Origin of the sequence: Micromonospora sp. CA-263727 (assembly GCF_050942455.1) — a bacterium.
GTDB lineage: Bacteria > Actinomycetota > Actinomycetes > Mycobacteriales > Micromonosporaceae > Micromonospora.
The window spans coordinates 4,904,219-4,924,105 of the sequence record NZ_CP192031.1 but is presented as its reverse complement, the minus strand read 5'-3'; the positions used below and the strand labels follow the sequence as shown (position 1 = coordinate 4,924,105).

Below are 19,887 nucleotides of genomic sequence, written 5' to 3'. Positions count from 1 at the left end.
CGGGGATGCTTTCCGGGTCAGAAGGTACACGCCGGGGTAGACCCGGGGAGTCGCTGCTGCTTCCCATGCGCTTACCACCGACGGGGCGAAAGAACGTCGGCGAGGTCTGCCCGGACCTGGGCGTACCGACGCCGGATGGACAGGGTTCGGTCCTCCTTCACCTCATGGCCGTACAACTCGATCCAGACGATGCCGTCATGCTCTGCCCGGCTCAGCACTTCGGCGATGTAGATCTTCAGCTCACCCGCGCCGGGACGGTATGCCGCCTCGGGCGCGCGGATAACATCGCCGACGGCGAGACCCGTACGCGGGACGGGCTCACTCCATCGTGAGGTAGGTACGGCGTTCGCGAACTTGTCCACAGGGCTTGCCTCCTCCGTCGAAGTTGGAAGGGGCCGCCCTGATTACTCGCCTGTGGGCGGCCCCTGACGGAAAGGCGAGCGGGTTGCCGTCCCAGGGCTCGCGCGTGCCGTCTAGCCTCGGTCTTTCACTTGAGCGTTGCCTCATAGCTGCCGTTCAATGAATCCGGTTTGCATGTTTGCCACCGGTTTGAGGGCATGTCGAAAACCCGACGCGGGGCCGGGTTCCTCCGTGTTGCTGGTCGGGGCGTGAGCGGCGAGGTCAGCCGGTGGGCTGGGGCAGCGAGGCGAGTCTTCTGAATGCGCTGGTCAGCGCGTCGGTCCAGGGCCAGTTGGCGGCGATCGCCAGGCGGGTCCGCCGGGCGGTGCGGGTGGTCCGGGCGGCGACGTGCAGCAGCCGGTAGCGCAGTTTCTTCGGCTCGGCGGCCGCGAGGTCGCCGTCCAGGAGGAGGTTCCGGGTCCAGGCGAGCAGGTCGATGCCGGTCAGGGCGAGTTGAAGCCAGGCCTGGTTGATCGCGAAGTGCCGGGACGGGAACCGGCCGAAGCCGGTGTTCTTGCCGCAGCGGATGCTGTCTTCGACGCGGGCGTGTGCCCGGTGCCGGGCCTCCAGGAACTGGATGCTGCCGTTGCCGGCGGGCGTGTCGGTGGCCACGATCTGATGCCGCCAACCTTCGACGGTGTCGAACAGCGACAGTTGAGCGCCGGGGTGCGGGCGTTCCCGGCGGACCAGGAACCGGGTGCCCTCCGGCCAGCCGGCCGGATCGAACAGGCCGGTGATCTCGCAGACCTCGGCGTGCTCGCGCAGTTCACCATCGGTGTCAACGGCGGGGACCCAGCCGGTTGCCGCCCGGATCGCCTCACGCACTGGTTCGGTGATCGCAGCGCCGACACTGAATCGGATGTCCAAATGCTGCTCGCGTAAGCCGCGGATGTGGGCGAGGAACCCGTGGCTGGACCCGGCTGAATCGGAGCGGAGCAGGATCGGGGTCCCGTGCCGGACCGCGTCGGGGATCTGCGCGAGGGCCTGGTCGAGCACGGTGATGTGGTCGGCGGTGGTGTTGGATCCGGCCCGGCCTTCCCGCAGCAGCCCGGCGAGGGCTTCGCCGGTGTTGTCCAGGAAACACAGCAACGGGTGGAAGCCGAACGTCTTCTTCCAGGTACGGGTCGCCGACTCCTTCTCGGAATGGCAGATCACGATGGTCGCGTCGATGTCCAGGACCAGGCCTTCTACCTGCTGGCCGGCCACCATCGGCTGCGGCAGGTCACCGTAGGTGTCGGCGTACTGGGCCCAGGCGATCTCACGCGCTTGCGCCCGGGCGGACCGCACTTCGGCCAGCATCGTGGCGTCGAGTTGCGACAACAGCCGCCACGCGGTCGGGTCGGACGCGACCGACCCGAACAGGCCGGGCTGGTCACGCAGTACCGCAAGATCGGCGATGGCCACACCGCCGTTGGCGAGCATCACCGCCATATCGACCGCGATCCGTCCCGGGTCATGACCGCCTTGGCGTCGCCGCAGACTGGCCAGGGCCTGCTCGAACGCGCTGCTCAGGCCGGTAACGTCGGCGAGATCGGCGAGCAGCCGGGCACCGGCGTGACCGACCACGCCCCGCCCGCCCCCGGTCACCGTGATCTTCGGACGCGTTGCGGTAGCCTTCACCCAGCAAGTGCCTTCCGTGACGGGTTAACAGGACTCTCGACAAGCCCTATTTTCCCTGATCAGAAGGCACTTCTGCGATTCCGGCCCAGTCCTTGGACACCCCTTAACGAAGGGCCGAGGCTAGTGACACTCTGATGTGGGTGCCATTACGCTCGGAAGGTGCTTTTGGCGTCTGGGCTGAGCTGGCGAGACAGCCGCAGGTTCTGTGGTGACGCGGGTAATCGATCTTCAATCTGAGGGGCCCTGAATGCCTGACGTACCGACCCCTTTGGCGGCCTTCATCGTTGGCGAGGTTCGCCGGGCACGAGGGGCGAACGGTATGACGCAGGAGGCGTTTGGCCGTGCCGCAGGCTTCAGCGCGTCGCATGTCAGCGCTGTGGAAGGCAGCACCCGGGCACTGACGTTGGACTTCATTCGAGGAGCTGACCGCGCATTGAACAACGGTGGCTTGTTCGAGCGCCTTGCGGCGGAACTCGGCGCACCATCCTGGTTTTTGCCATGGCTCGATGCCGAGCGCGGAGCGACACAGCTCCGCTATTTCGAACCGAACCTGATCCCCGGCCTGCTTCAGATTGCGGCCTACGCTCGCGTTGTCCTTCGACTCGATCCTCGGCTGACCGACGAGGAGGTGGACCGCCGGGTCGCCAGTCGACTTGAGCGGCAGGCCATCCTCACCTGCGAGTCCCCGCCGCGGCTCGTCGTCGTTGTTGACGAAGGGGCAGTCCGCCGGGTTGGCTACGGGGCGGAGAAAGTGATGGCCGAGCAACTACACCACCTTGTAGCTTGCGCGGAGCAACCCAACATCAGCGTGCACGTCATCCCGGCGGACGCTGGTCTTCACGCCGGGCTGTCCGGCCCGCTGTCCCTGGCGCACATGCCAGACGGGAGTTGGATAGGACACCTCGAAAGCCAGTTGGGCGGCGACGTCGTGGACCGGCCAGCCGACCTCGATACGCTCTTCGAGCGATGGGAAAGTGTCCGTACCGAGGCCCTTCCCCGGAGGCAGTCCCTAGACCTGATCAAGGAAGTGGCGAACCAATGGACCTGAACGGCGCGCGGTGGCGAAAGGCCACCCGTAGCGGAACCAGCGGCGGCAACTGCGTCGAGGTCGCGGAGAACCTTCCCGGCGTCGTCGGCGTCCGGGACTCGAAGGATCCGACCGGTCCGGCGCTGGCCTTCGGACCGGTGGCCTGGCGGGCGTTCGTCGCCCAGGTTGCCGGGCGGGCCTGACTCGGCGGTCCCCCACGAACGCTCCGTCGGCTGCGGGAACAGCACGAAACGACGCGAGGCGATACGGAAGCGCATTACCTGAACGACCGTGCCCTATTCGGCTTGCTGGGGCGCTCGGATCGCATTGCGGCAACTCTGAGTAGTGTATTTATGCCTTCTGCGTAGCCGTCGAGGGGTGGTGTGGCGTACGTGTGGGACGGCCGGTCGTCGTGGCTGCTCGGTTGTGCCGTCGACGTCGCATTTTCCAAGATCGTTAACGTTTCGCACGCGAGCCTTCTGCTATACGGTCAGTAGGTGAAGACTGAGCGTCATTGGTGGAACGGCGACCGCACCCCGCGAGGCCGGCGCGACGTGTACATCCGCACCGACGGCGAATCGTGGGAGGTCGAGGCCCGAGCTGGCGGTGGCGCCGGTCGGTCGAAGATCTACGAGTGCCCGGGCCGGCAGTCGGCGGAGATCCTGGCCCAGGCGTGGATGAACGGGCAGAACCGGTGGCAGGTGGTGGCAACCTGATCGGCCTGCGTCGATCGGACTTCACCACCTGCCGGCTGGTAACGGACGCCGGCAGCGGGTTCGAGTAGACTGGCTGCACGGCCCGCCCAGCGTGGGCCGGGTTCGGTGTCCCAGGTCACGCGCCGCGACCGGAACGGTCAGCGCCGGGCAGGACATCCCATCGACGTTCGGAGCCTTCATGGCGGCACGCCGCCCACGCCAGACCATTTCGTCCAACTCGCTCAGCTTCGCCGACCTCGGCGTACCCGATGCGCTGATCCGCCTGCTGGCCGCGACGGGGGTGGAGCGGCCGTTCCCGATCCAGGCCGCCACCCTGCCCGACGCGCTCGCCGGGCGGGACGTGCTCGGCCGGGGCCGCACCGGTTCGGGCAAGACGTACGCCTTCGTGCTGGCGGTGCTGACCCGCCTGGCCGCCACCGCGACGCCACGGCGGGCCGGGCGTCCCCGGGCGCTGATCCTCGTCCCCACCCGTGAGCTGGCCACCCAGATCGACAGCGTGATGGCGCCGCTGGCGCAGGCGCTGTCGCTGCGCACGATGACCATTTTCGGTGGCGTCGCCGCCCGACCCCAGATTGCCGGGCTGCGTGCCGGGGTCGATGTCCTGGTGGCCTGCCCGGGGCGGCTCGCCGACCACATCGAGACCGGCAACGCCCACCTGGACGCCGTCGAGATCACCGTGCTGGACGAGGCCGACCACATGGCCGACCTCGGCTTCCTGCCCACCGTGCGGCGGCTGCTGGAGCAGACCCCGCGCGGCGGGCAGCGGCTGCTCTTCTCCGCCACCCTGGATGCCGGCGTCGACGTCCTCGTGCGGCGGTTCCTCACCGATCCGGTCGTGCACAGCGTCGACTCGACGCTGTCGCCGGTCACCGCGATGACCCACCATGTCCTGCACGTCCACGCCGACGACCGGTTCGCCGTGCTGGTCGAACTGACCGCCGCGCCGGGACGCACCGTGGTCTTCACGCGTACCAAGCGGGGCGCGAAGACCCTCGCCCGCCGGCTGGTCGCGGCCGGTGTGGCCGCCGTCGAACTGCACGGCAACCTGGCCCAGGGCGCACGCACCAGGAACCTGCAGGCGTTCTCCGCCGGGGAGGCGCACACGCTGGTCGCCACCGACATCGCGGCCCGGGGCATCCACGTCGACGACGTGGCCCTCGTCGTGCACGCCGACCCGCCGGAGGAGCACAAGGCGTACCTGCACCGCTCGGGCCGTACCGCCCGAGCCGGCGCGGCCGGGACGGTCGTCACGCTGATGACCGACCGGCAGGTCTCCGAGGTACGCGAACTGACGCGCAAGGCCGGCATCACGGCGATCACGACCCCGCTGCGCCCGGGTGACGCCCTGCTCCGCGAACTCGCACCGGGGGAGCGGACGCTGGTCCCCCAGCCCGCGCCGCGCTCCGCCGGCCCGCGGCACGAGGCGCAGCCCGCCAGCGGCCGGGGCCGACGCGGCGGCAAGCCGGCACCGACCACCTCGACCCCATCCGCACCGGCGCGATCCGGTGCGGCGGCGTTCTCCGCCCGCGCCCGGCCGGGCGCCCGCCGCGCCGGGCGCTGAGCGCACCAGCACGCCTCCCGGAGTGTCCGGGAGGCGTGACGGTGGCCTGGGGCTACTCGGACGGCTCCTTGCGGGCCGGGCCGGCGATCGCGTAGGCGATCAGCCCACCGAGGGCGAGCGCCACCGCCGTCAGCGTCGCGGCCCGGCTGTCGGGTGGCTGGCCCTGCCAGGTCGCGGTCGCGCCCCAGGTGCCTTCCTGCGGGTACATGGCCGCGATGGTGGTCCAGCCCAGCGGCAGGAACCACGACCGGGCCGCGCCGAGCACCGTCGCGCAGAGCGCGGTCAGCCCGAGCAGGCCGGCGGCGTCGCGGGCCACCAGAGCCGCTGGCCCGAACCGGGCTCCGGTGTGCAGCGTGGCGAGCAGGACCGCCAGGACGACCACCAGGCCGGCGAGCAGGTGCACCGCGCGCCGCCAGGGCCAGCGTATCGACGCCGTCCGGTCCAGGTTCTCGTCCGGGCCGGCGAGGGTGTGCGCGAGCGCCACGACCATCAGCAGGACGGTCATGACGACCACCGTCGGGGTGGCGTCCCGTTCCTCGGCGAAGGCCAGGCAGAGCGCCCAGACCACGGCCGCGCCGCCGACGGCTGCGGCCAGGGCCAGGGGTACGCGCCGCGAACGCAGGTGCAGCATCGTCCAGGTCACCTGGCGCTCCCGGACAGCAGCCCTGCGGGGTCCTGGCAGGCCACCAGGGCGTCACGGACCGCCGTGACCCGGGCCAGCGCCTCGTCGTCGGGCAGTTCACGCAGCCCCTGCCACAGGGTGACCGCCTCGGCGTTGAGTTCGGGGTCCTCCGAGATCATGCCGGGGACCAGTCCGACGTCGGACTGCGGCTCACGGCCCAGGAGCCAGTAGGCCGCGGCCCGTTCGACCGCAGCATCGCCGTTCCGGCACTCCCCGTCGTACGCGACCCCCAGGGCGCTGACGATTCCGGGAACCACGGCGGCCGGGTACGCGAGCTGGCCACGTCTGCCGGTCCGGATGTCGATCGTCACGACGCCGCTCTGGGCCGCTGGCCAGATCTCGCCGATCGTGCGGGTGTCCTCGTGCACGGCGGTCGGTGCGTCCGGCAGTTTCGCCAGCTTCGTCAGACCTTCCCGGGCCAGCGGGGTCAGCGTTTCGAGCACGTTGGCGTGGATCCGGCTGACGCACACCGTCGGAGTGTCCTCGGTACAGACCAGTTCCCGCGCGACCGGGTCGACCGGCCAGGTCAGCAGATCCCGATCGCGGGGCACGACCGCGGTCGCCGCCACGAACCCGAGCACCACCGGCACCAGCGCCGCCGTACGGGTACGCCAGCCACCGGCGACCGACAACAGCAGACCGGTGACGGCGAGCGCGACCATCCAGATCGCGAGCGCGCCGCTGACCCGGTGGTCGATCGTCTGGTAGTCGTGGAACATGGCCGTGCCGTGGACCGGGGAGATCGCCGCGGCCACCCAGTCCGCGGGCCGGATGGCGCTGAAGAAGACCAGCAGTACGCCGGCCACCCCCAGCGCCGGGGCGGTCACCAGGGCAGGCAGCATCCGTCCGATCCCCAGTCCGAGCCACGCCGCGCCGATCAGGGACAACGCGCCGACCCCGGTGACGACGGCGAAGCTCAGCAAGGGCACGTACCGGGTGGTGGTGATGATCCAGGCGATGCCTGCGGCGGTCACCAGCAGATAGGCGATCGCGAGGGTGAGGGCCATCGCACCGAGCATCGGCAGCATCCGGGCAACGCGTGGTCGGGCGGTGGTGGCGAAGAGTTCGCCGACTTTCGCCCGGTGCTCCCGGCGGCCCTGCCAGGCCCCTGCGGCAAGGGCCAGCGGCCACAACAGGAGCAGGTACTCCCGGGTGGTCAGGGCCAGCGCCATCCAGCCACTCGACCAGCGGTCGACGGCCACATAGAGTGCGCCGACCCCGACCACCACAGTGATCAGCGCGGCGCCGAGCGCGGCGGACCGGCGCAGTTCGACCCTGAGCACGTTCATCGGGTGGCCTCCGCGCGGTGCTGGCGGAGGATCGCGGAGTAGCCCCGCTCGGCCCGGCTGTCGCCGGCGTGCCCCTCGTCGCCCTGCGCGGTCAGCACCTCGGGGGTGCCCCGCCACACCAGGCGGCCCTCGTTCATCAGAACAACATCGGTGCAGGCCGCCGCCACATCCTCGACCAGGTGGGTGGAGACCAGCACGCAACTGTCGGTGCCGAGGTCACGCAGCAGCTCGCGGAAGTCGAGTCGCTGTTCGGGGTCGAGGCCGACGGTCGGCTCGTCGAGCAGCAGGATCCGTGGATCGTTGACGATGGCCTGCGCGATGCCGGCCCGGCGCAGCATGCCGCCGGAGAGCGTCTTCAGCCGGGCGTCGGCCTTGGCGGTGAGCCCGACCCGATCGATGGACCGCTGCACTGCCGCCGGAATCGCGGCCTTCGGCATCTCCTTGAGCCAGGCCATGTATCCGACGAACTCGCGTACCGTGAACCGCGGGTAGAAGCCGAAGTGCTGCGGCAGGTAGCCCAGGGCGCGGCGGACCGGGCGCAGGTCGGAGCGGCCGTCGACCGGGTGCCCGAGCAGCGTCAGCCGCCCGCCGGACGGCGTCAGGACGGTCGCCAGGGCGCGCATCAGCGTGGTCTTTCCGGCACCGTTCGGGCCGAGCAGCCCGTGCACGCCGGTGGTCAGGGTCAGATCGAGGCCGTCGACGGCCAGATGCCGTCCGGCCCGGACCTGCAAGCCCTCCGTGTGGACCGTCCAGGGACTGGTGGTGACGGCCGTTTCGACCGTGCTCACGGCACGCATCGTCATCATCTCCTTCACTGATCGCCGACAGGGCGGGGTGGTGAACCGGCCCGGATGGCCGTTGTCGCGGGTTCGGCGGCTAGTCGTGGGCGGAAAGTCGCCGGAATCCGTTGACCCGGAAGAGGGCCATGATGGTCAACAGCACCGTGGCCAGCGCCCAGCTGCGGGCGCTCTCCGCGGCCAGCACCACCGGCATTCGGGCGGCGGCGAGGCTGGGCGCGACCACCACGAGTGTCCAGATCGAGGTCAGTCCGATCGCGGCCCGCCGTACCCCGACGAAGGTGCCCAGCAGCAGCGCGGCGGCGGTGAACGCCAGGCAGGGCAGCAGCATCGCGGCCATCGATATCCCGGTGCCGGCGCCGACCAGGGCGAGCGTGGGAATGACAAAGGCCAACACCGCAGCCGTACGCCGCAGCAGCATCGTCAGTCCAGCGGCGGGCGAGGAGGCGATCAGTTCCCAGGCCGGATCGGCCCGACGATGCCAGGCGACCGCCACGCCGGGCAGCGGAGCCAGTGGTGCGATCAGCAGCACCAGCGAGGGCAACCCGGTCCGGAGCGCGCCGAGCAGCGCGGCGCAGGCGAGCACCGCGGCGGTCATGGCCAGCCACGGGAGCAGGGTGCCGACGAACCAGCGGTGGCGCAGCACCGACCAGGATCGGCCCGGGCCGGCGGGGGGCGGCGTGGCCGCGATCTCGCGGTCCAGGCTCGTCGCGACCCGCTCGATCACGGCCCGGGTGTCGACCGTGGTGCTGCCGGCCAACCGGGCCCGGCAATCGGCGCACTCCTCCAGGTGCACCTCGATCGCCCAGACGCTGGGCTCGTCGAGACCGGGGTCCCCGGCGGCGTACCGGTCGATCTGGGCCAGGGTGGGATGGGTGGTCATGACAGCGCCTCCCGCAGGGCGATCCGGGCTCGGCGTACGCGGGACTTGACGGTGTTCTCCGGTACGCCCAGCAGCACTGACGCTTCACGCGGTGAGAGCCCGTCGAGGACGGTGGCCCGCAAGGCGGCCCGGACCTCGGGCGGCAGGACGAGCAGGGCCTGCTCCAGTTCCTGGCCGACCCGGGCAGCCATCACCTCCTCCTCGGCGGCCGGTGCCGTGCTCGGCATGAGCGGCACCTGCGGCACCTGCGCCTTCCGCGCCCGACGGCGGAACGCGTCGACCAGGCGGTGGGCGGCGATGGTCCACAGCCAGCCCACGGCGCTTCCCTGCGCCCCACCGCCGCTCCTGGCCCGGGCGCCGGCGAAGCTGCCCGCCGCCCGCCAGACCGCCAGGTACGTGTCCTGTAGCACCTCGGCGACCACGTCGGGGTCGGTGCAGCGGCGACGCAGGCGCACTTCCAGCCACGGCGCGGTGCGCCGGTAGAGTTCGTCGAACGCCCGCCTGTCTCCACGGGCGACGCGTCGCAAGAGTTCGCCCTCGTCAGCCGCGTCCATGCCGGTTCTCACACCCGGTAAGACGACGGGTCCATCCGGATTGGGTCCCGACTCCATGTGACCGTCGTCACTTTCGACACCCTGCCGGCTCCCCGACCCGGCCACGGCCGCGACCGTCGCCGCCGACGACACCCGGACGGCTCGCGCGGCGGCATCATCCGCGCGTTACGGAGAGCCCCGGCCAGCTGGCCGGGGCTCTCCTGAACTCGTCGCATTACGCCGGGGAAATGGCTTCCGCGAAGTCGTAGAGGCTCTTGATGTCGTCATCGAAGTACGGGCCGTCGAATTGGCCGTTGCCCGGGTTGTCACCGTGGCTTACGACGCTGTTGATGTATCCGTAACCGGTGCTGTCGTTGTATTCCTGTAGCCAGGGTCCGCCGCTGGAGCCGTAGGTCATGTTGCACCACATCCGGATCTGCTGGCCGCCGGCGTTCCAGGTGGTGCCCTGACAGTAGTACTGGCTCTCGCCGCCGCCGAGATTGGACGGATAGCCCAGCGCGGTCACGTTGACGCTGTATCCCCAGTTCCAGCGCAGGCCGTGGCCGCCGACCGTGTCGACCACCTTGAGGCCGTAGGCGCCGCCGTTGTACATGACGGCAATTCCCATGTCTTCGGCGTAGCTGCTGCTGCTGGCCCATGCGGTGCGGGTGTTGAGGCTGGACGCCACGAACGTGCCGAATGGCCGCGCGCCATTGCGGTACCGCGGTACGAACTGCCAGTTGCTGTACCACTGCCCGCCGGCGCCCTGGTGTACGCAGTGGCCTGCGGTCATGACGAGCCGCCGCTTGCCGCTGGCCACCGTGCTGGCCGAGCAGGAGGCGGTGCCGCCGCTCGGGGTGGTGAAGTAGACCTTGCCGACGGCCAGCGACTCGTTGAGCATCGTCCGGACGTCGTCGCCGCTCGCGATGCTCGGCGCCATCGGCGCGACCGTGCCCGCCGGCCCGGTGGGCTTGAACGCGGGGCTCAACGACTCGGCGGCGTCGGCTGACTTGGCGAAGGTCAGGTCGACGGCCGATGCCATCCGCTCCGGGGTCCAGAACTCGGTGACCTCCTTGGCGATCTTCTCGCTGGTGATCGCGCGACCGTCACTGGTGCGGGCAACCGCGGAGATGTTGCCGTTTCGATCGCTTGTCGCGGGATCTGCGTTGGCAGCCGGCGCGCCGCTCAGTACAAGCGCGACCGATAGTCCAACCATTGTCGTCCAGCGCAGGGTGGATTTCAAGAGGACCTCCTTTGTCCTTGGCTCGCCATCCCGAGCTGTTGCAGCTTATTGATTGACGCTCATTGATCACAACGTAAAAGGAAAGTCGGATCGCGGACGGTTTGTCGAAACACCTTCCCACCTGGGCTTGAGCGCCATCCGGGCATCGCGGTTGACTCGACACCGAGCGCTTTGCCTTAAAGGTGACAGAACCTCGACATAATCGGTGTGTCCGGCCCGCCAATCCATCGCGCTCGACATCAAACGGCTCGTCATGCAACATGCTGAAACTATTTTGTGCTTGTTGCGGCGGTGCCGGACCGGAGTTCTGCGACCACCTCGGAGTTCACAATCCTGGTCGTATCCGGGCAGCCGTGGAAATGCGTAAATTTCCGAGTTTGGTGTTGATGTGGTTCGTTGGACAGCACGTCGGAACGGTGCCCGCTCAGCTGGCGGCGGGGCCGAACCACGTGGGCAGCTGGTCGAACAGCTCCCGCTGATCGTCACCGACCCAGGCCACGTGGCCGTCCGGCCGCAGCAGCACGGCGGGTACGTCCAGCTCCTCGCTGACGTCGACGACGTGGTCGAGCCGGTCCGCCCAACCCGCCACCGAGAGCCCGCCGGTCTGGTCGAGCAGCAGCCCGCGACCGCCGTGCATCAGCTGGTAGAGGCGACCCCGCTTCAGCCGGACGTCCCGCAGCCGCCGGCCGAGCAGTTCGTGCCCCGCGCCGAAGTCGTAGCGGACGGCGATCGCGGTGATCCTCTCGATCAGGTACCGGTTCACCTCCTCGAAGTCCATCAGCTCCGACAGCAGCCGGCGCACCGCCTGGGGGCCCGGCTCGGTGGAGAGCAGCTCCATCTGCGCACGGGTGTTGTCCAGCACGTCGGCGGCCACCGGGCGCCGTTCGGTCTGGTAGCTGTCCAGCAGCCCCTGCGGCGCCCAGCCGTCGACCTCGGCGGCCAGTTTCCAGCCGAGGTTGAACGCGTCCTGGAGGCCGAGGTTGAGCCCCTGCCCGCCGGTCGGCGGGTGGATGTGCGCCGCGTCGCCGGCCAGCAGCACCCGGCCGGCCCGGTAGCGCTCCGCCAGCCGGGTGGCGTCGCCGAAGCGGGACAGCCAGCGGGGCGAGTGCACGCCGAGGTCGGTGCCGGCGTACGCCCGCAGCTGTTGCTTGAAATCCTCCAGGGTCGGTGGGACCGAGCGGTCCTCGGCCACCCCCTCGGCGGGCACCACGACGCGGAACAACCCGTCCCCGAGGGGCATGGCACCGAACCGCAGCTGGGTCCTGCGGACCTCGGCCATCACGGCGGCCAGCGTCTCCGGCGGCACCGCCAGCTCCATCTCGCCCAGCAGCGTCTCGACCCGGCTCGGCTCGCCGGGGAAGCCGATGCCGAGCAGCTTGCGCACCGTGCTGCGGCCACCGTCGCAGCCGACCAGGTAACGAGAGCGCAGCCGCGTACCGTCGGCCAGTTCGGCGGTCACCCCCTGGTCGTCCTGGCGCAGCCCGACCAGTTCGCAGCCGCGCCGGATCTCGGCGCCCAGCTCGGTGGCGCGCTCGGCCAGCAGGCGATCCGTGGTGGTCTGCGGGATGGCGAGGACGTAGGGATGTGCGGTGTCCAGCCGGCCGGGCGAGGGCTTGGCGATGCCGGCGAAGAACCCGCCCAGCTCGTGCTGCTGGCCGTGCGCGAGGAACCGCTCCAGCAGGCCGCGCTGCTCCATCACCTCGATGCTGCGTACGTGCAGGCCGAGCGCCCGGACCACCCTGGTCGGCGCCAGCTCCCTCTCCAACACGAGCGCCTGCACGCCGTGCAGCCGCAACTCGCTGGCCAGCATCAGGCCGGTCGGTCCGCCGCCGGCAATGATCACGTCGATCATGAGAACCCCCCAGTTGCCGATTCCCGCAGGTTTCGGATTCGGCTGGAGATTCTGCGACACAACCCGGGTCTTGCCGCAAGACCCCGGGTGCGATATATGTTGAGAGTGGCAGGGAGTTGACAACCTTCCCGCCTATTGCGCCGCCGCCAGTTCTGTTCGCGTTCGGGCCACTGCCTCCGTGGCGCTGTACGGAAGGCGGTCGGTGATGCGAATCAGAAGCTGATGCCGATCACCAGCTGCGTCGCTCGCCAGAATTCTTATCTCAAGTTGATCGACGAGGGACAGCGCCCGATAGTTGAAGGAACCGAGGAGAAAACCGTCCTCGGCGCGTTGTTGGGGCACCAGGGGAGCGCGTCCGAGCCACAGGAGATCGGCATCAGCCCGGGTGATCCCGTGGCTGGCGAGCATGCTCTGGAGATCGGGCATCTCGATCCACTCGGGTTCGGCGTCGGAGGGATCCAGAAAGAACCTGACGCGATAGACGACCGACAGAATCTTCGCGTGCCCCGGTCCGCCGTTGAAGAAGTGGAGACTCCAGTCATAGGGATCTCCACCTGCGGCCCTCCAGGCGTAGCCGAAGTTGGGCTGGATGGACCTCGCGTACTGGGCGCGCGCGAGCATGAGCCCGCCAAACAGCCCCAAGAGGTTCGCCGTACTGGGTCTGTCCATCAGGGAGAACCGCAGCGGCCATTGCGCCAACGCCGTTTCGGCGACGTTTTCGCGGACGCTCTCCCAGACGAAATTCGTGGCCAGCAGACACATGATCGCCACGGGGAGCGCCACGAAGATCGGCGACCGCCGGACAACGTGCCAGTGCCGATTGTCGGTCGAGCCTTTTCTGGATGTGACACGCTCGGTTATGCCCGGTCCCGTCACGCCGCCTCCCGTACTCGGAAATACTCCTTCTCCAGGATATCGCCAGTCGGCAAGCAGTGATTACCGAGCCACTTTCCACCACTCACGGTCCAGATTCTGGGCGATTCTTGTTCGCGGCTGACGGAAACTGCCCGGGATTTCGCATGTGCTCGTTGTTCGATGGGAACGGCGACGCGCGGGGCGGGAGCGGACCGGGGTGGCCGGGCGGCGTCGCCACGGCGGCGGGCGGTTCAGTCGGGCCAGGTCACCCGGGGCGGCAGGGCGAGGAAGTCGGCGTACCGGCTGAGGGCTTCCTCGGCCTGTTTACGTCGGGCCGGGTCGAGGTCGACCAGAGGGTGCACGGCCAGGGTGACGCGGGTCTTGGCGAGGCTGCGTTTCCAGGTGCCGACCACCCGGCCACCGCACACGATCGTGGCCTGGAAGACGCCGTTGCCGCCCGGGATGATGGCCTGCCTGTGCTCCGGGTCGAGCATCAGCGTGCGGTCCTTGAAGCCGAGCAGGTATTCGTCGAAGCCGGGCAGGGCCAGCGTGTCGTCCACCGGGTCGCGGGGTGCGTCGAGCAGTGGTGTGTGCAGCACGGCCTCGGTGCCGTCGACCAGGACGGCGGTCAGGTCGTCCCCGGCGGCGGCGATGGCCCGTTTGGCGTCGGCGGCGGTGAGGCCGGTCCAGCCGGCGAAGTCCTGCCGGGTGGTGGGGCCGTGGCTGCGGAAGTAACGCAGGGCCAGGGTGGCCAGCGCCTCGTCCCGGTCGGGCCGGTGTTGGCCCGGCGCCCACTCGTCGAGCAACGCGAAGGTCTGCTCGGTGCCGACGTTGGGGGCGATGCAGGTGACGCCGCGCTGGGCCGCGTACCAGAGCAGGTGGTAGCCGCGCTGGCCGGCGCCGTCGATGCCGGCCGCGGTCAGCGCGGCCACGCACTCGGCGCGGGTCAGCCGGCCACCGCCGGCCAGGGTGTTGCCCAGCACGTCGGCCGCGCGATCCGCCTCGGCCTCGGAGAGCCCGAGGAACTCCCGCCGCCGGGCCGCGCCGGCCAGGGCGCGGACGCCGGTCAGCTCCAGCAGCCAGCGGGCGTCCCGGGCCGGGACGAGGTGGATGGTGCCGCGCATCGGCCAGGTCCGCAGGGCCTCCCGGCGCTCCAACGCGGCGTGCACGTCGGCGTGGCTGGACCCGGGCAGCCGTACGCCGAGCGACCACATGCCGCTGGCCAGGTCCTGCGCCTGCATGGCGCCGAACCACTCCACAACCTCGGCCACACCGCCGGGCGGGGCGGCGGCGGGATGGGGGCGCAGCAGCAGACCGGTCATCCGCAGGGCGAGCGCCTCGGCGCCGGTCAGCGCCGTCGATCCGGTGGGTGCCACGACGTCGGCCGCCTTTCCTCGGTGGTCGACCGCAGCATAGGACCGGACACCGACATCCGGGGCCGGCCGTCCCGGGACACCCCTGATCGCGCTGCGCCAGCCTCGTTGATGGCGGAGCGCGATCCCCCGTTCAGGTACGCCGGTGCGGGGCGGCGACGGAGCGCCGGCACCGGTTCCATCAGGATGGCGCTTTCCGACCCGGCCGAGAACTGTGACGTACGCAACTTGCGGATTTCTTGAGCAAGCCGGACCTGCCTGCTCAACCCTGGCGGGGCTGCGGCACCCGCACCGCGGCCATGCCGGCCGCCGTGGCGGCCTCGATGCCGAGGTCCGCGTCCTCGAAGACCAGGCAGGCGCCCGGCGGCACGCCGAGCAGTTCGGCGGCGCGCAGGAACGGCTCTGGATCGGGCTTGGCGCGGGTGTAGTCCCCGGCGCAGACCAGCACATCGAACCGGTCCAGGATGCCGAGCGCGTCGAGGGAGGCGGTGACGGCGTCCCGGGTGCTGCCGGAGACCACGGCGAACGGGATCCGCCCGTGCGCGTCGTCGATGTGGTGCAGCACCCCGGGGATGCCGGTGGCCTGGGGGAGCAGCCGCTGGAAGCGGGCCTCCCGGTCGGCGACGACCGCCTCCACCGGCATGTCCAGGCCGTGCTGCTCGTTGAGTTCGGCGACGATGTCGGCCGTCGGCCGCCCCGCCCAGGCGTAGAAGACCTCCTCGGGGAAGGGGCAACTCCACTCGTCGAGGGTCTGCCGCCAGGCCGTGTAGTGCAGGGGCATCGAGTCGACGATGGTGCCGTCGCAGTCGAAGAGGTAGGCCTGGAACTCGCCGGTAGGCAGGGGCAGCATCACCGGCCCAGGTTATCGAGCGTGCCGGGGGCGTCGCCCCGGCGGGCCGGCCCGAGCCGTTGGTACATGACCAGCAGGTCGACGTGACCCTCGGTGGGGTGGCGGAAGCCCTCCGGAATCCGGCCGACCACCTCGAAGCCGAGCGACCGCCACAGCGCCACGGCGCGGGTGTTGGTCGCCACCACCGCGTTGAACTGCATCGCCCGGTAGCCGTCGGCGCGGGCCAGGTCCAGCACGTACCCGCCGAGGGCCCGGCCGATGCCGCGGCCCGCCGCCGACGGGGCGACCATGAAGCTGGCGTTGGCCACGTGGTCGCCGGGGCCGAGCTGGTTGGGAGCCAGCTTCGCCGAGCCGAGCACGGTGCCGTCGGCGTCGACGGCGACCACCGTGCACCCCGGCGGGGGCACCAGCCACATGTCCCGGGCCCGTGCCTCGTCGACGTCGCGGGGCCAGGTGTAGGTGTCCCCGGCCGAGACGATCTCGCGCAGGAAGGGCCAGATGCCGGGCCAGTCCCCGGCGGTCGCGGTCCTGATCTCCATGGCCGCGAGCATGACAGCCGGCGGCCGGCCCGAGCCAGCGGAAACCCGCCAGACCGGAAGGATCACAGCAGGCCGGCGGCGATCGCCGTGGTGACCGCGGCGGTACGGTCCGACACGCCGAGCTTGTTGAAGGTACGCAGCAGATGGGTCTTCACGGTCGCCTCGCTGATGTGCAGCGCCCGCCCGATCTCGGCGTTCGACAGCCCGGTGCCGACCAGCCGGAGCACCTCCACCTCCCGCGGGGACAGCGTCTCCCGCCCGCCCGGCCGGCGCACCTGGTGCAGCAGCCGGGTGGCCACCGACGGCGCGAGTACCGTGCCGCCGCGCGCCGCGATGCGTACCGCATTGATCAGGTCGGCCCGTGAGACGTCCTTGAGCAGGTAGCCGGCGGCACCGGCCTCGACGGCGCGGAGGATGTCGGCGTCGGTCTCGTAGGTGGTGAGCACCACCACCCGGGTGGCCGGGGACTCGGCGAGGATCCGCGCGGTGGCGGTCACCCCGTCGCCGCCGGGCAGCCGCAGGTCCATCAGGACGACGTCGGGGCGCCGGGCCTGGACCGCGGTCACCGCTTCGGCCGCGTCGCCGGCCTCGCCCACGATGTCGATGTCGTCGGCGCCGGCCAGCATGCCGGCCACCCCGGCACGGACCACCGGGTGGTCGTCCACCAGCAGCACGGTGATCATCCGTACGGCACCTCCACCCGGATCGTCGTCCCCGCGCCGGGCGCTGAGCGTACGAGCACCGTGCCGTGCACCTGCTCGACGCGGGCCCGGATCCCGGCCAGCCCATAGCCGCCGCCGGATCCGGCCAGCCCCTGGTCGGCGCTGCCGGTGCCGGTCGGAGCGGGGCCGGCGGTGGCGTCGAACCCGGCTCCGTCGTCGGTGATCTCCAGCGTGACGCGGTCGTCGTCGGAGCGCAGCAGCACGGCGACGGCACCGGCGTGGGCGTGCCGGCGGACGTTCGTCAGCGCCTCCTGCGCGGCGCGCAGCGCACCACCTCGACCGGGGTGCTCGCGGCCCGATCGGCGGCCACCTCCGCGGTGCAGCTGACCGGCACCCCGGTCTCCCGGGTGAACCGCTCGGCCAGCCGGTGCAGCGCCTGCTCCAGCGGGGATCCGGTGAGCTCGCCGGGGGTGAGGGCGGCGACCAGCGTACGCACGTCGACCAGGCTCTCCCGGGCGGTCTGCCGGGCCAGGTCGAGGTGTCGGCGGGCCGGCTCGGGATCGCGGTCGAGCTCGGCCTCGGCGGCCTGGATCAGCATCACCACGCTGGCCAGGCCCTGGGCCACGGTGTCGTGGATGTCGGCGGCCAACCGTTGGCGTTCCGCGGCGATCCCCGCCCGGTGCGACAGCTCGGCCAGCTCCGCCCGGGTCCGCTCCAACTGGGCGATCAGCTCGGCGCGCCGGACGCTCTCGCTGACCGTACGCTGCGACCAGACGCCCAGCACACAGACCACGAAGACGGTCATCAGCGCGATCAGCAGCGGCGCGACGATGTCGCCCAGGTCCGGGAGGCGGACCGCCAGGACGATGATGTGCACCGAGGTGAGCAGCACCGCCGCGCCGACCGCCGGCGCCGCCGGCAACACCATGAACACCTGCGGGCAGAGCACGAACAACAGGAACGACGCCGTGCCGGTGAGCAGCACCGCCGGCACGTAGAGCAGGGCGACCCCGGCCAGGTAGAGATAGCCGCGCCAGTCCTCGATGGACTCGCGCATCAGCCGCTGGCCGAAGCCGAGATACCAGCCGGCCAGGGCCACGAAGAGCACGACGCAGCCGACCCGGTTGGCCAGTGGACGCGACCCTTCGGCGGCCACCGCCAGGCCGACGCCGAGGCCCGCCAGCGCGAAGTAGCCGTCCCAGAGCCGGAAGCGCCCGCTCCACCCGTCGAGGGCCGCGACCGGTGCGGGGCCGGCCGCGACCGCCGGCCGGCTGCTCCCGCCGCCGGCCGCCGCCGGCCCGTTCACCGGCCGCGCCGACCCTGCCAGCGGAAGGTGGTCAGGCACAGCAGCATGCCTCCGATGCACCAGGCGGCGAGCACGAGCGAGGTCCGGCCGTGTTCCCAGGAGGGTACGACCTCCTGGGGGAGGATGCTGTCCGGCAGGAACACCGAGCGGAAGCCCTGCGCCATCCACTTGAGCGGGAACAGCGAGCCGACGGTGACCAGGGGTTCGGGCAGTTGCCCGACCGGGGTGTAGAAGACCCCGGAGATGAAGGCCAGCACCAGGTAGGGCAGGTTCATCACGGCGCCGGCGCTGCGCGCCGAGCGGGCCAGGCTGCTGGCGGCGATGCCGACCAGGGCGCAGGCGGTCGCGCCGAGCAGGAACACCCAGCCGAGGGTGAGCCAGCGGGCCGGGTCGGTGGGCAGCCGCAGGTCGAAGGCGAGGACGCCGACACCGAGCAGCAGGACCGTCTCGCCGACGGTGACCACCAGCGCCATCAGTATCTTGCCGAGGAAGTACGCGGATGGCGGCATCGGCACCCCGCGCAGCCGGCGCAGGGTGCCGTCGTCGCGGTCGCTGGCGATGCCGGTGCCCAGGTTGATGAAGGTCGCCGAGGCCACCCCGGCGGCGATCATGCTCGGCGCGAGGTACTGGGCGGACGTCACGTCGCTGCCCGGGTACACCCCGTCGAAGATCGACCCGAGCAGGGCGAGGATCACCGCCGGCATGGCGAAGGTGAACACCACGGCGTCGCGTTCCCGGAAGAAGCTCTTCAGTTCGACGCCCGCGCGGTACAGCCCGAGACGGGCGGCGGACGGGCGGCGGAATGCGCTGCGCTCGGCGACGGTCACGACGCGGCTCCGATCAGGTCCAGGTAGACGTCCTCCAGGCTCGGCCGGCTGACGGTCAGCCCCGGCACGGCACCGCCGTAGCGGCGGGTCAGCGTCGCGACGAGGGCGGCCGGGTCGTCGGTCTCCTGCCGGCCGTCGGCCCAGCGCACCACCGTGCGCGCGGTGGCCCGCCCGCCAAGGGTGGCCGGGCTGCCGTCGGCGACGATCCGACCGCCGACGATCACCGCGACCCGGTCGGCGAGCGCCTCGGCCTCCTCCAGGTAGTGGGTGGAGAGCAGGATGGTGCAGCCCTCGTCGCCGGCCAGCTGTCGGATCAGGGTCCAGAACTGCCGGCGGGCCTGCGGGTCGAAGCCGGTCGTCGGTTCGTCGAGGAAGAGCAGCCGGGGGCGGCCGACGACGCCGATGGCCACGTCGAGGCGGCGGCGTTGGCCGCCGGAGAGGGTACGCACCCGGGCCGTGGCCTTGCCGGTCAGGCCGACCAGCCCGACGACCTCGCGCGGATCGCGGGGCCGCGGGTAGTAGTGGGCGAAGTGTCCGACGGCCTCCCGGACGGTCAGCTCGTTCAGGTCGGCGCCGTCCTGGGTGACGATGCCGATCCGGGCCCGCCAGTCCAGGCCGGCGCGGGCCGGGTCGTGGCCCAGCACGCTCACCTCACCGGCGTCGCGGTGGCGGTGGCCCGCCAGTATCTCGATGGTGCTGGTCTTGCCGGCACCGTTGGGGCCGAGCAGGGCCACCACCTCGCCGGCGGCGACCGCCAGGTCGAGGCCGTCTACGGCGACGGTGTCGCCGTACGTCTTGCGAAGTCCGCGTACGCGGATCGCGGGGGTGTTGGTCATTCCTCGATCGTCGGTCGGTGCCGGTGGGGCGCGGGAC

The 19,887-nt window shown here is 71.0% G+C and carries 22 protein-coding genes; 4 read left to right on the top strand and 18 right to left on the bottom strand.

Annotated elements, in window-relative coordinates; genetic code table 11:
* Positions 1-71: 71 nt before the first annotated feature.
* On the bottom strand, positions 72-362 hold the full coding sequence (locus ACQPYA_RS21495) for a hypothetical protein (RefSeq protein ID WP_433528892.1): 291 nt from the start codon (positions 360-362) through the stop codon (positions 72-74).
* 259 nt (positions 363-621) lie between these two features.
* Positions 622-2,019, bottom strand: a complete 1,398-nt coding sequence (locus tag ACQPYA_RS21490) for an IS1380 family transposase (RefSeq protein ID WP_433528891.1) — start codon at positions 2,017-2,019, stop codon at positions 622-624.
* Between the two features lie 247 nt (positions 2,020-2,266).
* On the opposite strand from ACQPYA_RS21490, the gene ACQPYA_RS21485 reads away from it, so the two are divergent.
* From ACQPYA_RS21485 to ACQPYA_RS21470, 4 genes are all read left to right on the top strand, one after another.
* Positions 2,267-3,067, top strand: a complete 801-nt coding sequence (locus ACQPYA_RS21485; RefSeq protein WP_433528890.1) for a helix-turn-helix domain-containing protein — start codon at positions 2,267-2,269, stop codon at positions 3,065-3,067.
* A complete protein-coding gene (locus ACQPYA_RS21480; RefSeq protein WP_433528889.1) occupies positions 3,058-3,249 on the top strand; it encodes a DUF397 domain-containing protein in 192 nt (63 codons plus the stop codon). Before ACQPYA_RS21485 ends, ACQPYA_RS21480 begins: the two co-directional genes overlap by 10 nt.
* A gap of 294 nt (positions 3,250-3,543) precedes the next feature.
* Positions 3,544-3,762 (top strand): hypothetical protein, encoded by a 219-nt coding sequence (locus ACQPYA_RS21475; RefSeq protein ID WP_433528888.1) that lies wholly within the window; start codon positions 3,544-3,546, stop codon positions 3,760-3,762.
* 178 nt (positions 3,763-3,940) lie between these two features.
* Positions 3,941-5,323: a DEAD/DEAH box helicase gene (locus tag ACQPYA_RS21470; protein WP_433528887.1), complete on the top strand. Its 1,383-nt coding sequence runs from the start codon at positions 3,941-3,943 to the stop codon at positions 5,321-5,323.
* 52 nt (positions 5,324-5,375) lie between these two features.
* Here ACQPYA_RS21470 and ACQPYA_RS21465 read toward each other — a convergent pair whose 3' ends face one another.
* The 16 genes from ACQPYA_RS21465 to ACQPYA_RS21390 all read right to left on the bottom strand — a co-directional run bounded on the left by ACQPYA_RS21465 (position 5,376) and on the right by ACQPYA_RS21390 (position 19,850).
* Positions 5,376-5,966, bottom strand: coding sequence for a hypothetical protein (locus ACQPYA_RS21465; protein WP_433528886.1), 591 nt, complete (start codon positions 5,964-5,966; stop codon positions 5,376-5,378).
* A complete protein-coding gene (locus tag ACQPYA_RS21460) occupies positions 5,963-7,294 on the bottom strand; it encodes a hypothetical protein (protein ID WP_433528885.1) in 1,332 nt (443 codons plus the stop codon). The genes ACQPYA_RS21465 and ACQPYA_RS21460 overlap by 4 nt, the downstream gene beginning before the upstream one ends.
* Positions 7,291-8,091: an ABC transporter ATP-binding protein gene (locus tag ACQPYA_RS21455; protein WP_433528884.1), complete on the bottom strand. Its 801-nt coding sequence runs from the start codon at positions 8,089-8,091 to the stop codon at positions 7,291-7,293. Before ACQPYA_RS21455 ends, ACQPYA_RS21460 begins: the two co-directional genes overlap by 4 nt.
* Before the next feature lie 79 nt (positions 8,092-8,170).
* On the bottom strand, positions 8,171-8,974 hold the full coding sequence (locus ACQPYA_RS21450) for a hypothetical protein (protein ID WP_433528883.1): 804 nt from the start codon (positions 8,972-8,974) through the stop codon (positions 8,171-8,173).
* Positions 8,971-9,528 carry an RNA polymerase sigma factor gene (locus ACQPYA_RS21445; RefSeq protein ID WP_433528882.1) on the bottom strand — a complete coding sequence of 186 codons (558 nt, stop codon included), beginning with the start codon at positions 9,526-9,528 and terminating at the stop codon, positions 8,971-8,973. Before ACQPYA_RS21445 ends, ACQPYA_RS21450 begins: the two co-directional genes overlap by 4 nt.
* 214 nt (positions 9,529-9,742) lie before the next feature.
* Complete coding sequence (locus ACQPYA_RS21440; RefSeq protein WP_433528881.1) at positions 9,743-10,750, bottom strand: trypsin-like serine peptidase; 1,008 nt, start codon at positions 10,748-10,750, stop codon at positions 9,743-9,745.
* A 424-nt stretch (positions 10,751-11,174) separates the two neighbouring features.
* Positions 11,175-12,602, bottom strand: a complete 1,428-nt coding sequence (rox, locus tag ACQPYA_RS21435) for a rifampin monooxygenase (protein WP_433528880.1) — start codon at positions 12,600-12,602, stop codon at positions 11,175-11,177.
* 132 nt (positions 12,603-12,734) lie between these two features.
* The gene (locus ACQPYA_RS21430; protein ID WP_433528879.1) at positions 12,735-13,478 is read right to left on the bottom strand and encodes a hypothetical protein; all 744 of its coding nucleotides are present in this window, start codon (positions 13,476-13,478) and stop codon (positions 12,735-12,737) included.
* Between the two features lie 230 nt (positions 13,479-13,708).
* Positions 13,709-14,779, bottom strand: coding sequence for a winged helix DNA-binding domain-containing protein (locus ACQPYA_RS21425; protein ID WP_433533560.1), 1,071 nt, complete (start codon positions 14,777-14,779; stop codon positions 13,709-13,711).
* Between the two features lie 313 nt (positions 14,780-15,092).
* On the bottom strand, positions 15,093-15,680 hold the full coding sequence (locus ACQPYA_RS21420) for an HAD family hydrolase (RefSeq protein ID WP_433533559.1): 588 nt from the start codon (positions 15,678-15,680) through the stop codon (positions 15,093-15,095).
* Positions 15,680-16,219: an N-acetyltransferase family protein gene (locus ACQPYA_RS21415; protein WP_433528878.1), complete on the bottom strand. Its 540-nt coding sequence runs from the start codon at positions 16,217-16,219 to the stop codon at positions 15,680-15,682. Before ACQPYA_RS21415 ends, ACQPYA_RS21420 begins: the two co-directional genes overlap by 1 nt.
* Positions 16,220-16,281: 62 nt before the next feature.
* On the bottom strand, positions 16,282-16,902 hold the full coding sequence (locus tag ACQPYA_RS21410; RefSeq protein ID WP_433528877.1) for a response regulator: 621 nt from the start codon (positions 16,900-16,902) through the stop codon (positions 16,282-16,284).
* Positions 16,899-17,144, bottom strand: coding sequence for an ATP-binding protein (locus ACQPYA_RS21405; protein ID WP_433528876.1), 246 nt, complete (start codon positions 17,142-17,144; stop codon positions 16,899-16,901). The genes ACQPYA_RS21410 and ACQPYA_RS21405 overlap by 4 nt, the downstream gene beginning before the upstream one ends.
* Before the next feature lie 38 nt (positions 17,145-17,182).
* Positions 17,183-18,187 (bottom strand): sensor histidine kinase, encoded by a 1,005-nt coding sequence (locus tag ACQPYA_RS21400; protein ID WP_433528875.1) that lies wholly within the window; start codon positions 18,185-18,187, stop codon positions 17,183-17,185.
* Positions 18,184-19,014: an ABC transporter permease gene (locus tag ACQPYA_RS21395; RefSeq protein ID WP_433528874.1), complete on the bottom strand. Its 831-nt coding sequence runs from the start codon at positions 19,012-19,014 to the stop codon at positions 18,184-18,186. Before ACQPYA_RS21395 ends, ACQPYA_RS21400 begins: the two co-directional genes overlap by 4 nt.
* Entirely contained in the window at positions 19,011-19,850 is an 840-nt protein-coding gene (locus ACQPYA_RS21390) for an ABC transporter ATP-binding protein (protein ID WP_433528873.1), read from the bottom strand. Before ACQPYA_RS21390 ends, ACQPYA_RS21395 begins: the two co-directional genes overlap by 4 nt.
* Positions 19,851-19,887: the final 37 nt, after the last annotated feature.